The organism is Micromonospora sp. WMMA1996 (assembly GCF_002573675.1).
In the GTDB taxonomy this organism is placed as follows: Bacteria; Actinomycetota; Actinomycetes; order Mycobacteriales; family Micromonosporaceae; genus Micromonospora; species Micromonospora sediminicola.
This window is the reverse complement of record NZ_PDHU01000004.1, coordinates 107577-121745: the sequence shown is the minus strand read 5'-3', so window position 1 is coordinate 121745 and position 14169 is coordinate 107577. Positions and strand designations below refer to the sequence as shown.

At 71.9% G+C, this 14169-nt stretch carries 13 protein-coding genes; 7 read left to right on the top strand and 6 right to left on the bottom strand.

Annotation, left to right across the window (positions count from 1 at the left end; all coding sequences use genetic code 11):
• The first annotated feature begins 73 nt into the window (after positions 1-73).
• Both COO58_RS24795 and COO58_RS24790 read left to right on the top strand, forming a co-directional pair.
• On the top strand, positions 74-1561 hold the full coding sequence (locus COO58_RS24795; protein WP_255292766.1) for an aromatic acid exporter family protein: 1488 nt from the start codon (positions 74-76) through the stop codon (positions 1559-1561).
• Between the two features lie 127 nt (positions 1562-1688).
• A complete protein-coding gene (locus COO58_RS24790; RefSeq protein WP_218012422.1) occupies positions 1689-2357 on the top strand; it encodes an NAD(P)-dependent oxidoreductase in 669 nt (222 codons plus the stop codon).
• A gap of 239 nt (positions 2358-2596) precedes the next feature.
• On the opposite strand, the gene COO58_RS24785 is transcribed toward COO58_RS24790, so the two are convergent.
• The 5 genes from COO58_RS24785 to COO58_RS30390 are packed head-to-tail and all read right to left on the bottom strand — an operon-like array spanning position 2597 to position 7043.
• Entirely contained in the window at positions 2597-3451 is an 855-nt protein-coding gene (locus tag COO58_RS24785; protein ID WP_141561953.1) for an ABC transporter permease, read from the bottom strand.
• A complete protein-coding gene (locus COO58_RS24780; RefSeq protein WP_091568237.1) occupies positions 3448-4212 on the bottom strand; it encodes an ABC transporter permease in 765 nt (254 codons plus the stop codon). The genes COO58_RS24785 and COO58_RS24780 overlap by 4 nt, the downstream gene beginning before the upstream one ends.
• A complete protein-coding gene (locus tag COO58_RS24775) occupies positions 4209-5165 on the bottom strand; it encodes an ABC transporter ATP-binding protein (RefSeq protein WP_091568241.1) in 957 nt (318 codons plus the stop codon). The genes COO58_RS24780 and COO58_RS24775 overlap by 4 nt, the downstream gene beginning before the upstream one ends.
• Positions 5162-6256: a nucleotidyltransferase family protein gene (locus tag COO58_RS24770; protein ID WP_091568245.1), complete on the bottom strand. Its 1095-nt coding sequence runs from the start codon at positions 6254-6256 to the stop codon at positions 5162-5164. The genes COO58_RS24775 and COO58_RS24770 overlap by 4 nt, the downstream gene beginning before the upstream one ends.
• Positions 6246-7043 carry a hypothetical protein gene (locus COO58_RS30390; protein WP_091568248.1) on the bottom strand — a complete coding sequence of 266 codons (798 nt, stop codon included), beginning with the start codon at positions 7041-7043 and terminating at the stop codon, positions 6246-6248. Before COO58_RS30390 ends, COO58_RS24770 begins: the two co-directional genes overlap by 11 nt.
• Before the next feature lie 699 nt (positions 7044-7742).
• On the opposite strand from COO58_RS30390, the gene COO58_RS24760 reads away from it, so the two are divergent.
• From COO58_RS24760 to COO58_RS24740, 5 genes are read left to right on the top strand one after another with little or no spacing between them, the layout of a single operon-like run.
• Entirely contained in the window at positions 7743-9275 is a 1533-nt protein-coding gene (locus COO58_RS24760; protein ID WP_218012421.1) for a radical SAM protein, read from the top strand.
• A gap of 15 nt (positions 9276-9290) precedes the next feature.
• A complete protein-coding gene (locus COO58_RS24755) occupies positions 9291-10577 on the top strand; it encodes a radical SAM protein (protein WP_091568252.1) in 1287 nt (428 codons plus the stop codon).
• A gap of 12 nt (positions 10578-10589) precedes the next feature.
• Positions 10590-10979 (top strand): hypothetical protein, encoded by a 390-nt coding sequence (locus tag COO58_RS24750; RefSeq protein ID WP_091568256.1) that lies wholly within the window; start codon positions 10590-10592, stop codon positions 10977-10979.
• On the top strand, positions 10976-11890 hold the full coding sequence (locus tag COO58_RS24745) for a phosphotransferase (RefSeq protein ID WP_091568260.1): 915 nt from the start codon (positions 10976-10978) through the stop codon (positions 11888-11890). Before COO58_RS24750 ends, COO58_RS24745 begins: the two co-directional genes overlap by 4 nt.
• Entirely contained in the window at positions 11887-12861 is a 975-nt protein-coding gene (locus COO58_RS24740) for a hypothetical protein (RefSeq protein ID WP_091568265.1), read from the top strand. Before COO58_RS24745 ends, COO58_RS24740 begins: the two co-directional genes overlap by 4 nt.
• Here COO58_RS24740 and COO58_RS24735 read toward each other — a convergent pair.
• Positions 12832-14166 (bottom strand): hypothetical protein, encoded by a 1335-nt coding sequence (locus COO58_RS24735; protein ID WP_141561950.1) that lies wholly within the window; start codon positions 14164-14166, stop codon positions 12832-12834. The two genes, COO58_RS24740 and COO58_RS24735, sit on opposite strands and share 30 nt — an antisense overlap.
• Positions 14167-14169: the final 3 nt, after the last annotated feature.

Sequence of the window (14169 nt, the reverse complement as noted above, 5' to 3'; positions counted from 1 at the left end):
CCTCCGCGGCCTGCGCAGTCGAGGGCCAGCCGGCCGGGACGGGCGCGATCGGTCCGGCCGCGGTGCCCACTCCGTGATCGGCCACCCGGGCGCGCCCCGACAGCAGCAGTGTCAGCGCGACGGCTACCGCGACGATCGACACCCCGTTGATCCCGGCCCAGAACATCGCCAGTTCCCGCAGTGTCGGGCGCTGCGGCCTTCATGGGGCGATTCGTCCGCTCACGGCGGGGTAATCACCCCCATGGCCGATCATGACCGTGATGTCGCCCGTTCCCCGCTCGACCGGGTCGTCGAGCGGGGCGGCCACCTGCTCTCCACCGCGCGGGAGGAAGGCGGGGCGTTCGGGCGCGCCCGCCGGCGTCAACTGGAGATCATCCTGATGATCGCCGTGCAGGCCGGGCTGGCGGCCGGCTTGGCCGCGTTGCTGGCGGCCCGGCTCGGGCCCGGGGCCCACGTCTTCGCGCCGGCCGCGGCGGTCGGCACCATCGCCACCGCGATCGGTCAGCGTGTCCGGCGCACCCTGGAACTGCTCGCCGGCGTCGGCGTCGGCATCGTGGTCAGCGATGTGCTGCGCTACTTCCTCGGTTCCGGCGTCGTGCAGACCGGCCTCGTGGTCACCGTGGCCATCGCCACCGCGTTGCTGGTGGCCGGGCGCGGTGGTGCCCTGGTCGGCCAGGCGGGCGGCACCGCCGTGCTGATCACCACCCTGGCCCCCGCCGACCACAACCTGGAGGTGCCCCGAATTGTCGACGCTCTGATCGGCGGGCTGGCGGGACTCTTCGTGGTGGCGGTGCTGCTTCCGGTGAACCCGCTACGAATACTCGACAATTCGGCCCAGCCCGTCATCTCGGGACTGACTCGGCAGCTCGACGCCATCGCCGAGGCGCAGACGAACCGGGACGCGGAGGCGGCCATGCGTGCCCTGGAGGCCCTGCGCAATCTCGGCCCCGACGTCGGCCGGCTCACCGACGCGCTCAGCGGGGCCCAGGAGGTGGTCACCATCGCGCCGGCCCGCTGGCGCCGCCGGCAACACTTCCACCGGTACGCCGCCGCCCTGCGTCACCTCGAACAGGTGATCCTCTACACCCGGTCCGTGGCGCGCCGTACCGTCACCGCCCTGCAACACGACGAGCCCGTACCGCCCGCACTGCCCATGGCCCTGTCTCGACTCGCCGATGCCCTGCGGGAGCTGCACCAGGCATGTCGTGACGAGCGCGAGTTCACTCGGGTTGACCAACTCGTCCTGGAGAGCGCCCAGTGTGTCGGCCGTGCCTGGGGGCAGGGGGTGCGTTCGGACGGTGAGGCGATGATCAACGATATTCGTACGGCCGGCAGCGAGGTGCTGCGCGCCGCGGGTTGCCCGACGGAGGAATCCAACGAGCTGGTGCGACGGGCGACAACGGCCGGTGAGGTCGAGACGCGTCCACCGGCGCGGGCACATCTGTACCGGCCGATACCCGACCGGGGACATCGGCCGGTCCGATCCCGGTCACGCGCCGACCGAGCCGCCCCCGCCCGCCGCGCACGGAAGCGACGGACCCCGCCGGCGGACGGACGATGACAGCGACGCTCGCCCGGCGGCGGGTGCGACCGCTCTCCCGGGCCCGTGTCTCAGGTCACCCGGCACGGTGTCAGGTCCGTGGCAGCCGTTCTGTCACCTGGTCATGACAGACATCAGGAACGTTCTGTTGGCAGGGGCGAGCGGCGTCTTCGGACGGCACGTCGCCGCGGAGCTGACCGCCGCGGGCTACCGCGTGCTGGGGCTGGGCCGGGGGCCGGGCAACAGCGTCGTGGCGGACCTGCTGGACCGGTCGGCGCTGGTGCGGACCGTGGACGGTATGGCGATCGACACGATCGTGCACGGCGCGACCGCACTACGGCGCGCGCCGATGCGGCACGCCGACATGGCCGCGACCGACGCCCTTCGAACCATCGGAACCGCCAACCTGGTCGAGGCGGCACGGATCACCGGCGCCCGGCGGATGATCGCCGAGTCGATGGTGTTCGGATACGGATATCAGGACATGGGCGACCGGGTCCTCACCGAGTGCGACGAGTTCGGTCCGGCGGGCCAGGACCGGCGGTCGCAGGCACACGTCGACGCGATGCGCGTCAAGGAACAGTTGGTGACCGGCGCTGACGGCATCGAGGGCATCGTGCTGCGCTTCGGTCTGTTCTACGGGCCCGGTGGCACCGAGGCGATGGTGGACCTGCTGAACAAACGCAGGCTGCCGGCCGTGGCCGACCGTGGCCGGGTGCTGCCGTGGGTCGAGCTGGGCGACGCCGCCCGGGCGGAGCTGGGCTGGACGCCGCGTCACCGCGACTGTGCCGCGGGCCTGGCCGCCATGTGTGCCTGACATGCCATCGGCACGTCGTCGCAGCGCACCGCCACCCGGCCCCTGCATGACTCCGTCGAGGCTGACGAAGGTGTGAACGCTGAGTCTCATGTGTCGTCTCTCCCATGGTCGTGCGGCATGCCGCCGCCACCGGCGAGAGACGGATCGGTGTCCCTCGCCCATGACCTGTAGACAGGGATGACCGACCGGACGTGACACCAGCGGCGGTGTTCCGCACCACCGCCGGCCGTGGTTCGCCACTAACCGTCGAAAGTGATCGACCCGTCCCGTCGTCCGTGCTCGGCCAGCCGGCGGAACGTCAACACCGCGACGGTGAGCCAGCCGGCCGCCACCAGCAGTTCCAACCCGGCCTGGCGCAGCACCTCCGATCCCGGCCGGTGGTCCAGCGTGGCGCGGACGGCGGCCGTGCCGTGCCGGGCGGGACTGACGAAGCCGACCGCCCGCAACCAGTCCGGCAGCGCCTGAACCGGCACCTGGGCGCCGGCCACCAGGGAGATGCACAACCAGCCGATGTTGCCGACGACGTTGCGCAGCATCATGGCCCGCAGCACGAGGCCGGCGAGCACCAGGGCGAAGCAGTAGGCGCTGACCGACACCAGGCCGATCAACGGCACGACCAGCAGCGCCCGGGGCATCGGCAGTTCCACGCCGAACACCGGTGCCATGACGAAGAGGGCGATCGTCGCGCTCACCGTGCCGCTGGCCAACCACTGCGCGCTGCGACCGCAGAACACCAGCACCGGGTCGGTGGGTGCGGCGACCAGCAGGGGAAGGACGCCGGTGCGTCGTTCCCAGGTGGTGGAGGCGACCACGAACATCGACTCCATGACCGCGATCAGCACCGCGTTGCCGACCAGCAGGTAGCGGGTGCTGTCGGCGGAGTCGAGCAACCGGCCGATCAGCGCGAAGAAGGCGACCTGGCACAACACCCGTCCCAACCAGCCGAAGAGCCAGGTGCGCCAGGTGTGGATGGCGGCGAAGTCGGCGAAGCCGGCGGCGGCGGCGAGCCGTAGGGCCTCCGCCGTCTGCATCAGGGCGCGCGCCGGCGCGCGCCGCTGCGGCCGGACGGAGGGCGGCGCGGCCGGGTCGGTCATGCCCACCCCGCGCTGCCCGTCCGGCGGAGCCGTTCGGCGACCCGCCGGACCAGCAGGTGGCCGACGGCGTACCCGGTGACGCCGAGCGTCAGCACGACCGCGAGCCGGGCCGGGGCCGTCCGGACCGGATCGGGGTCGAGGGAGTCCCGGAGCAGGTCGGTCGCCCAGGCCAGGAAGTTGGGTAGCGCCAGCGGCCGCAACCAACCGGGCAGCAGCGCCACGGGCACGAGCGCGCCGCCGAGCAGGTACAGCGGATAGGTCAGTGAGTTCTGGTACGCGCGGGCGGAGCGGCTGAGCACGAACAGCGCGGCCATGACGGCGGCGGTGCCCGACATCGCCATCGCCGTGACGGACAGGGTGGCGAGGAAGATCAGCGGGTGGGCGATCGGAACCTTCGTCCCCAATGCCAGGGCCACCAGCCAGCTCTCACCGACCGCGAGCAGGCTGACCGCCGTCACGGTGGTGACCCGCGCGGAGACCACCATGGCGAGGGCGGTGGGGCTGGCCAGGAGGAGTTCGAGGACGCCGCTGCGTCGGTCGATCTCGATGATCTCGCCGGACGTGGTGATCGCCGTGGCGAGGATCGCCATGACAGCCGGCGCCAGCACCGCGTATCCGGCGAGGTCACCCCGGCCGGCGTGGCGGGTGATGGCCAGGAAGATCGCGGTGAGCAGCGGCACGGTCGTCAGGGCCAGCAGGTCTCCCGGCGAGGTGCGCAACACGGCCAGTTGCAGCCGTACGGCCGTGGCGGCGGCCCTCATACCCGCAGCTTCTTCTGGCCGAAGAGGTGCAGGTACACCTCTTCCAACGACGGTCGGCTGGTCGCCATGGACGTCACGCCGGCCTCCAGCAGCAGGTGCAGCACCTGGCGCGTGGCGGAGGTCGAGCTGACGTGCACGCGGAGCGTCTCCGCGTTCGTGCGCTCGACCTCCGTCACCCCGTGGACACCGGCGAGGGTGGCCGCGACCTGCGGGGGCACCCCGGTCGCGTCGATCCGCTCGTACGCCGACAGCCAGCCGCCGAGGGTGCGCGGCGACTCGGTGCGCAGCAGCCGGCCGCCGTCGAGGAGCGAGACCCGGTCGCAGAGTGCCTCGGCCTCGGCCATGTCGTGGGTGGTCAGGAGCACCGTCCGGCCCTCGTCACGAAGTTCGTGGACCAGGGCGCGGACCTCGCGGGTGGCCACCGGGTCGAGGCCGTTGGTCGGTTCGTCGAGGATCACCACCCGCGGGTCGCCGACCAGGCTCCGGGCCACGTGCAGACGTTGCTTCATGCCCAACGAGTAGGTCTCCACCCGGTCGTCCGCCCGCTCGGTGAGGCCGACCCGCTCGAGGAGTTCGTCCACCCGGCGTTTCGCCTCGGTGCGGGGCACCCGGTAGAGGCCCGCCCAGAAACGCAGGTTGCGCCGGCCCGACAGGCGGGTGTAGAGCCCGCGCTCGCCGCCGAACGCCAGCCCGACCATCGGGCGTACCCGGTCGGGGTGCCGCGCCACGTCCACGCCGTGCACCAGGGCGACGCCGGAGGTGGGCAGCAGCACGGTGGAGAGGATCCGGCACAGCGTCGTCTTGCCCGCGCCGTTCGGGCCGAGCAGCCCGTGCACCTCGCCGACGGGCACCGTCAGGTCCACCGCGTCGAGCGCGGTCCGGGCCGTCGACGTGCGGCGGGACGGAGGGTACGTCCGGACGAGACCTCGGACCTCCGCCGCCGGGACCGTCACCGCGCTCCGTCCAACGTGGCCAGGGCCCGCTGCGCCCGGTCGTACAGGTGCGAATCGACGAGCTGACCGGTCACCATCAGCGCGTCGGCCACGGGCGTGCGCAGCAGCGTCAGGTCGGGTTCCGGGGTGTGCAGCCGGCTGAGCGTCAGCTCGGGCCTGGTGGCCCTGCGCAGCACCATCCCGTAGACCGGCTGCCCGGCGCGGAGGCGTTCTTCCGGGGTCGCCGCGACCGCCGAGGGGTCGGCCGGGTCCGGCTGCGCCGCCCGCCTGGCCCGCTCCTCGGCGACGGCACACGCGAGTGCCGCGTCGAGACCGTCCCGGCGGTCCGCCGGCAGCACCGGTGAGCAGCGGGCGAGCAGCTGGGCCAGCTCCGGCGCCAGGTGGTTGTCCCGTGCCACGGCGACGATCGCCGCGTCGTCCGGGACCGGGTGTGCCGCGTCGATCAGGACGAGCACGTCCACGACGTCCTTCGGGGTGAACCGCCGCTGGAGACCCTCCTCGGCGAGGGTGAGCAGGTCGGCGAGCCAGGGATCGTCGGGGAGGCGGCGGCGTGCCGGGACGTCGCGGCCGTTGCCCGGAAGGGCCGTGGTGGAGAGTTCGACCTTGACGTCACGGTCGAGCAGGGGGTCGTCGGCGGGCCAGCTCAGCCCCACCATGACGTGCTGCCGGACGTCGTCGCGCAGCAGGGTGAGGTCGAGGTGCTCCACGGGGTACGCGTCCAGCACCGCGTGGGCCACCCGCCACAACCCCGCCTCGTCGGCAACGACGAGGTCCAGGTCGCCGACCGGACGGAGTACGCCCGCCGGGTAGCGGGCGGCCAGCGAGGGCCCCTTGAGCACCCGGACGTCGGCCAGCTCGCGCGCCCGGGTCAGGATGTCCCGGTACCGCGCGGCCCGCTGCCGGGCCCGGCGCAACTCGTCCGAGGATCCGCTGCCCAGCGTCGTCCCCTCACGTTCGAGCAGCGAGAGCACGAGATGAGGCAGCGTCACCGAGGAGTCCCGGGCGGCGCGGAGCAACGCCCGGTCGCTGCGGTGCTCCTCGACGTCGAGGAGTCGGCGGAGCAGGCCGGGCGAGAGGCGGTCAGCGGCCATCGGTGGCACGCTCCAGCGCGACGGTGTGGAAACGGTGGTCGGTGACCCAGCCCTTGCCGATCAGCGAGCACACGACGCGGTCCCCGTGGGCCTGGTCCGGCCCGTGCACGACGTGGCCGAGGAGGGGACGGCCCAGGGCGGCCGCCTCGGTCGCCGAGGCCGCCACGAGCGCGTCGGTCACCGCGCGGCCGGCGAAGCGGGGCTCGACGAGGATGTCGAGCAGCTCCACGAACGGGCGGCCGGTGACGTCGTCGAGCGCGTCCAGCAGCAGCGTCACGTGACCGACGGGCCGGTCGTCGGCGAGTGTCACGTACGACCGCCGGTCGGGGGCGGCCAGGATGCCTGCGGCGACCTCGACGGGGCGTGCCGGGTCCACGGACCGCGGTGCGGCCGCGATCAGGGCCCGGGCCAGCCAGTCCTCGATCAAGTGGTCGTCGGCCGGTTCGGCTGCCCGCACCTCGACGGTCGCGCCCTCGTCGGCGCCGACGCCCCGGTGGCGTACATAGGTGAGGTGTGGCGCCCAGGGTGGGGGCAGATCGGTGCCGGCGGATGCCCGGACCACCGCGCGGGCGGCGTCGGGGAACTCGACGGCGAGATGCCGGAGGAGTTCCTGCCGCCGCCGGGGCTCGACGAGCAGACGGTCGTCACAGTATTCGACGAGGCAGTAGCTCTCACCCGTGACCGGTTCGACGACGGCGCCGGCCACCACGGGTGATCCGTCCAGCATCCGGAGTGCGCCGACCTCGGCCATCCGGGACAGGTATCCGGCGTCGACTTCGATGGTCATGCCGTGTGTGCCGCCGTTCGTTCGTCGCTCCATGGTCGCCGCCGAGGGGTTGCCGTCACCAGAGGACGACAGGTGGCGGCAACCCCTCTTAGGAGAGGGCGTGACAATGGAATGTCACTTTGCCTTTTCCGTGTCCTTCGGCTTGGCCGAAGCGCCGATCTTGTCCAGTCGGGGCCGGAGCTGCATCAACATTTCATAACCCCCTTCCTATCCTCTTTTGCGGCGACTGCCGCTCATTGATGGGAAGGTGAACTCCGGTCAATGGGAATTCACCAGGCAGACCCTAGCAGGGGCGTTGCCCCTGTCGACACCCCAGATTCTTGGGTGCGCGCAGATTAGGGGTTGCGTCGGCGGGTTCCCCCTGTTCGAGCTGCCGGTGGTGGCAGGAGGGAGCGATGTGTTGTATCGGTGGACATGAAAGGACGCTCTTTGTCGCATACGGTGATCGTGGCGTTTCGAAGGGTGGTTGCGCATTGTTGGCGGCGGGGTTCCGGCATCGTCCGACGGCCTCTTTTCGAGACTTGTGGGCAGTCTTGACGGGGCATTGAGGTCCTGATTAGGCTCCCGACCTCAAGTCGCGGGAATTGTAGAGGTCGTGGTCCGTTTCTGTCCGGCTGTTCCGACGGTTGATGGGGGGCTTGCGTGCGCGATCGAGCAGAGCAGTCCCGATTCCGTATCCTCCTGACCACGCCGGCGCCGGTGACGCACCGGACCGCCGAGGAGAACCTCGGCCTCGGCTACCTGGCGGCGGTTCTCCGCGAGGACGGTTGGCAGGTGGACGTCGTCGACGGTTGGCTGGAAGGGCTGACACCCGCCGAACTGGCCCACCGCATCGTCGGGCGGGAACCGGCCCTGCTCGGCTTCGCCTGCTACCGCTCCAACATGGACCGGGCCATGGAGACGCTCGACCTGGTGCGCGCGGGCGGACTGCGCCCGTTCACCATGGCCGGTGGCTACGGGCCCACGTTCCACACCAACGAGTTCCTCCGGACGGGCGTCGACGTCGTGGTGCGCGGCGAGGGGGAGGCGGCGGTCATCGGGATCGCGCGTCACCTGGCCGACGGAAAGCCCGAGCTGGCGGACGTGCCCAACGTCAGTTACGTCGACCCGGACGGGGTGGCCCGGCACACGCCCGCCGGGCCGAAGATCCCGCTCGACGACCTGCCCGACCCGGCCCGGGACACCCTGCCGCTCACCATCCGCCGCCGCAGCCTGGTGCACATCCAGACCGCCCGCGGCTGCCAGGCCAGCTGCACCTTCTGCTCGATCGTCGCCTTCGAGCGCGTCGCGGGCGGCGACACCTGGCGGCAGCGGGGCCTCCGGCGCATCGTCGACGAGTTGGAGCGGCTCACCCACCAGGGCGCCACCCACTTCAAGGTGATCGACGACAGCCTCGTCGAGCCGCCGCGCGACGAGGAGTGGTGCGCCGCCCTCGCCGACGAGATCGCCCGCCGGGGCATCCGCCCCCGCCTGCGTGGCTCCATCCGGGCCGACCGGGTCAACGAGACCGTCGTCGCCGAGCTGGCCCGCGCCGGGTTCTTCTCGTTCTCCTGCGGCATCGAGAACTTCGCGGAAACGGCGCTGCGGCGGATGGCCAAGCGGGCAGACCTGGCCCAGAACCTGGCCGCTCTGGACACGTTCCACCGGCATGGGATCTACGTCCAGGCAGGTCACATCCTCTTCGACGACCGCACCACGATGGTCGAGCTGGAGGAGAACCTGGCCATGATGCGCAGGTACATCTGGACGGTCTCCAAGGGCATCTTCACCGAGATGTACGCCGCGGACGGCACCAACTTCACGCGTCGGTTGTCCCGCAACGGGCTGCTCGAGAGCGACCCGGCGGGGCTGGGCAACAACAGGTACCAGCTCGCGGACCCGGCGGTACGCGAGGTCTACCGGGCGCTCAAGACGTGGCACAAGGCGCACTCCGCCTGCTACGACCGCACCATCGACCCGATCTCGGCGCCGAAGGCGCTGGACGCCGACTCGCTCCGGGAGTTCCACCGCCTCGGCGTCTCGTTGCGCGAAGTCGACCTCGAGTTCTTCGGCCGGCTGATGGCGGTCGTCGGGGCCGGCGGGGCCGACCTCACGCGGGACGTCACGGACCTGGTCGCGGCGGAACTGGACCGCACCGTGCCCTGGTACGACGCCTTCGCCCACCGGGTCGACGCGGCGTACGCGGCATCCGGCCTGGTCTACGACGGCGAGCCGAACCCCTTCATCTGCTGACGAGGAGAGCCCAGCATGACCGACGCCACCGTGGGGACGAACCCGTCCCTGCTGCCCTGGAACCGGCCCAAGCCGCCGGTGCTGCTCGGCCAGATCAACCCCAAGGAGCACTTCGACCGGGCGGTCGGGCCGATCGAGCACGAGGACCTGGAGGAGTGCCCGGCCACCATCCGCAACATCGGCTGGACCCTGGGCAACGACTGTCCCTACCGGTGCACGCACTGCTACTCGATGTCGGCCCGGGAGAAGGGCATGAACTTCTCCACCGAGATCGTCGACCGGATCGTCGACCAGCTGGTCTCGATCGGGGTCGAGACGGTGAACCTCGGCGGTAACGAGCCACTGTTCACCAACGGGCCGAACCCGAAGGACACGCTGCTGCCGTACATCATCGACCGGCTGGTCGACTCGGGGATCCTGGTGGGTCTGACCACCTCCGGCATCACCGCCCTGCACCTCGAACGCGACCACAACAAGCAGTGGCTGCGCCTCAACGACCTCGACGTCAGCTTCGACTCCCCGTTCGAGGACGAGCACAACGCCAACCGGGGCGCGAAGATCTACAAGCAGGCCATCCGCTCGTTGGAGCTGGCCCAGCAGTACGGCCTGGACCACACGCTCATCATGTGCGGCATGAACTGGAACTTCACCCGGCGGCACCTGGAGCGCATGGTGGAGCTGGCGATCCAGTACGACGCCCACATCCGGATCAACCCGATCAAACCGGTCGAGGCGGCCCACATGGAGTCGCTGCTCAGCGCCGAGCAGTACTACGAGGGGTTCGCGTACCTGATGTCGCAGTGCTCCCCGGTCGACCTGGGCGAGCCACCGATCGCGGCCGTGACGAACTACCAGAACGCGAAGGGCTGCCCGTGCGGGCGGACCTCGTTCCGGATCCACTCGATCACGCCGGACGGCCGGATCCCGGTCTCGCCCTGCGTCTACCTGCACGACTACAAGTTCGGCGACCTCCGGGTGGACAGCCTGGCCGACATCGTCCAGTCCCCCCAGTTCAAGTCGTTCCGCCGACGCAACGCCAACCCGGAGGCGATCCCGGGCTGCGCCGGCTGCGAGATGTTGCAGCAGTGCCGGGGCGGCTGCGCGGGCCGGTCCTACCTGCACCACGCGCACGAGACCAACGAGCGTTCGCTGTTCGTCCGGGACCCGTACTGCCCGAAGGAGATCCAGCCGACGCAGGAGTTCCCGCAGCGTCCGCAGGTGCCCACCGACAAGCGGCTGGTACACATGGACTACCTCTGCACGTGGATCGGCAAGCCGCAGCGCGTCCAGGCCGCGGGCTGAAGGAGAACGACGGTGGGGAAGCCGACTGACCCCGGTACGACCTCGCTGGCACTCGCCCGGGGCTTCCTGGGTCGGCGGGTACGGGTCGCCGTGGACCGGCCGCTGGGGTCGCGACATCCACGGGCGGGCTTCCGGTACGAGCTGAACTACGGCTATCTGCCCGGCGTCGTCGCCCCGGACGGTGACGACCTCGACGCGTACCTGCTCGGGGTGGAGGCGCCGGTCAGCGAGGCCGAGGGCGTCTGCGTCGCGATCGTCCACCGGCTCTACGAGGACGACGACAAACTCGTGGTGCTGGTGGGCGACGGCGACCCGCCCGGCGACGTACGGCTGCGTGAGCTGGTGGGTTTCCAGGAGGGCGACCGGCCGTACGAGATCATCCGCGCGGACACCGAGCCGTGACCTCGACGGTCGGGACGCCGCCGGGCTACGGCCTGGTCGGCGCGGTGCCGCACCACGTCGTCGAGGACATCAGCGACCACCTGCGGGCGAGTGTCGTGCGCCAGGTGGTCGCCGGTACCGCCCGGGACCGGTCGGTGAACGCCTGGTTCCGGGCCGAGACCGACGCGGGCACACTGTTCGTCAAGTGCTACGCACGGGCCGACCGGGCCGCCGTCGAACGGTCGGTGGCGGCCGACCTCCCCGAGGACCTCTCGCCACCGCTGCTGTCCGGCGGGGTGATCGCCGGCGTCGGCGCGTACAACTGCTTCGGGTGGCGGGACCTGAGTCCGCTGCCGGCGACGGCCGGGTCCCTGGCGCAGGTCGGCGAGCGCCTCGCCACGCTGCACGCCGTCCCACCCCCCGCCGGGCTGCCCCGCCGGGAGGTGGGCCCGGCGGCCTACGCGGCGCAGGTCGCCCGGCTGGCCGACGTCGCGCCGGACCTGGCCGACCGGCTGCGGCACCGGCTGCACGGCGGGTGGGCGGCGCAGCTCGTGGCGGAGGCGGAGGCGGCTGCCGCGCGGGCGCGACCGGTCCTGCTGCACGGCGACTTCTCGCTGCGCAACGTGGGCCGGCAGCCGTGCGGTGGGACGTTGCTGTTCGACTTCGAGCGCGCCGAGATCGGGCCCGCCGAACTCGACCTCGACCGGATCTGGGACCGGGAGGCCGTGGTGCCGCCGGGCGGACGGCGTGCGCTGTTGCACGGGTACACCACCCGCTCCGGGGTCCGGCCGGACCCGGTCCTGATCACGTACGCCCGGCTGTGCTGCGCCCTCTCCACGCTGGTGCGAGCACGGCTCTCCGGCGACACCGACTTCGAGGAGCAGGCGTGGGCGATCCTGGCGGCTCTGCCGTGGCGGCGGCTTCCCGCATGACGACCGAACTCCCGCTGCGATCCACGGTCGGCGGCTACCGGCTCGTCGGCGCCGAGCAGCACGTACGCCGACTTGCGTGGCTGGCCGCGCCGTTCTTCCACCCGGCCCCGGCCGACCCCGCGACGGCCTGGCTGGTGGAGCTGACCGGCCCGACGACGGCGACGGGACTGCCGGCCGCACCGACACAGCCGCCGCACTCGGCGCACTGGGTGACGGCCGCCCGGACACTGCGGATCGAGTGCCCCTCGGACACCTGGCTGCCGCTGATCGCCCTGCGCTACCTGCGCACGATCGACCGTGCCCAGGCGTTGACCCGGGGCGCGATCCCGCTGCACGGTGCCGCGGTGACCGCAGCCGGGCGGGGCATCGTGCTGGTCGGGAACAAGCGTGCGGGCAAGACCACCGCCGCGCTGTCGCTCGTCCGCAGCCTCGACGGCCGGCTGGTCTCCAACGACGACGCGTTGTTGTGGTCGCGTGCACCGGGATGGGTGGTCACCGGAGGGCCACGGTCGACGGGGATCAGGCTGTCGTCGCTGCCGGACCACATGCCGTCGCTCAGCCCGGCGGCGCTGGCGAAGGCAGCCCACGCGCACCCCGCCAACGGCAGCGTGCCGGACAAGACGTTCCTGCTCACCGCCGAGGCCACCGCTCTCGGCTGCCGGCTCGCGCCCGAGGCCCGCGTCGACGCGATCATCGAGCTTGACGCCGTGGCGGAGGTCGCGGAGCTGCGCCGGCTCGACGAGGACGAGGCCGCGACCATGCTGAACCGCCACCGCGAGCTGAGTGCCGACCGGCGCCGGCGGGAACTGCTCGCGGACCTGGGCGATCCGGCGCCCCGACGGGCCGCGTCGGTCATCGCGGCCGACGTGGCCTGCTACCGGTACGCCCATCCGCGCCACGGCTGGCTCCCCGACTTCATCACGGCGCTCGACCGGGTCGGTTCAGAGCAGGTGCCGGCGCGCGAACGGTGACATGACCGGGGTGTGCCGGGCGAGAGCCGTGCGCCACCCGGGATTCAGCACCTCGGCGGCGAAGCGGGACAGCCCGTCGTCCAGCCGCCGGCGCAGGCGCTCCCTCACGGCGGGTGGCGCGAACGACGCGTCGACGCTGTTCCGGGCCAGCGCCGTCACCTGCTTCCAGGACAGGTCGAGGTGACGCGTCGCCACGTAGAACTCGTCGGTGAGCTGGCTGCCCCAGGCCCCCGGATTGTCGGTCGACAGGCAGGGCCGCAACCCGGCTTCGATGAAGCGCCGCAACGGGTGGGCGCCGTACCCGTCGATCCGGCCGAGGCGCACGTTGCTGATCAGGCTGCATTCCACCGCGACCCCGGCGGCGGCCAGGGCCGTCATGGTCTCCTCGTCCTCGACCAGGGCGAGGCCGTGGCCGATCCGCGACACCGGCAGCAGGGTCGCGGGCCGCACCTGGTACGCCGCGCCGAACCCCTCGCCCGCGTGAACGGCCACGCCCAGTTCCGGATAGCGCCGATGCAGCTCCCAGTAGGTGCCGGCCAACTCGTCGAGACTCCGTCGTGCCTGGTCCTCACGTCCCGACAGGTGGAGGCCGGTCCAGAGGTCCCGGTGCCGGTCGGCCATCTCGAAGCTGAGCCGCAGCCGGTCCTCGACATCCTCGGCGGTACGCGAGACGTTGATCAGCAGCCGCGCGGTCACTCCGCTCGCCGTCGCGCGGTCGCCGGAGAGAACAGCCCGGTACCGCGCCGCCATCTCGTCCGGCGGGACGGGACCGTCGGCACCCACGTAGCCGAACGGACCGGTCTGGAACTCCAGGTGGTCGACGTGCTCGGCGGCGGCCCGGTCGAGGGTGGCGGCCAGCACGCCGAGCAGCAGTTCGGGCTCCTTGCGCAGGTGCTTGAGCTGCGGGGTGACGCGGTCGAAGAAGGAGTCGGGCTCGTCCTCGCCCACCGTCAGCATGCCGTCCCACCGTTCGCGCTCGGCGTCGGACAGCTCGGCCAGCGGCCGGTGACCGGCCCGGCAGCAGGCGGGGAGCGCGGCGACGGTGGCCGCCGGGACGGTGACCACGGTCCCCCGAGCGTGCCCGTCGGGGCAGTCAGTCACCCGCACCTCGTGGGCACCGGGGCGCAACGTCGTGGCGAGCGTGTACCAGTCGTCTGGCCGACCGCAGCCGGAGAGGTGGATGTGCAGGTCGGCGCCCTTGGGCAGGGCGAACAGGAGCGCGTACAGCTCGGTCGGCGTCGCTACCGCCCTGATCCGGTCGAACCAGCGTCCGGCGTCGTCGGCCCCGTCCGTCGTTGCGCCCACCAC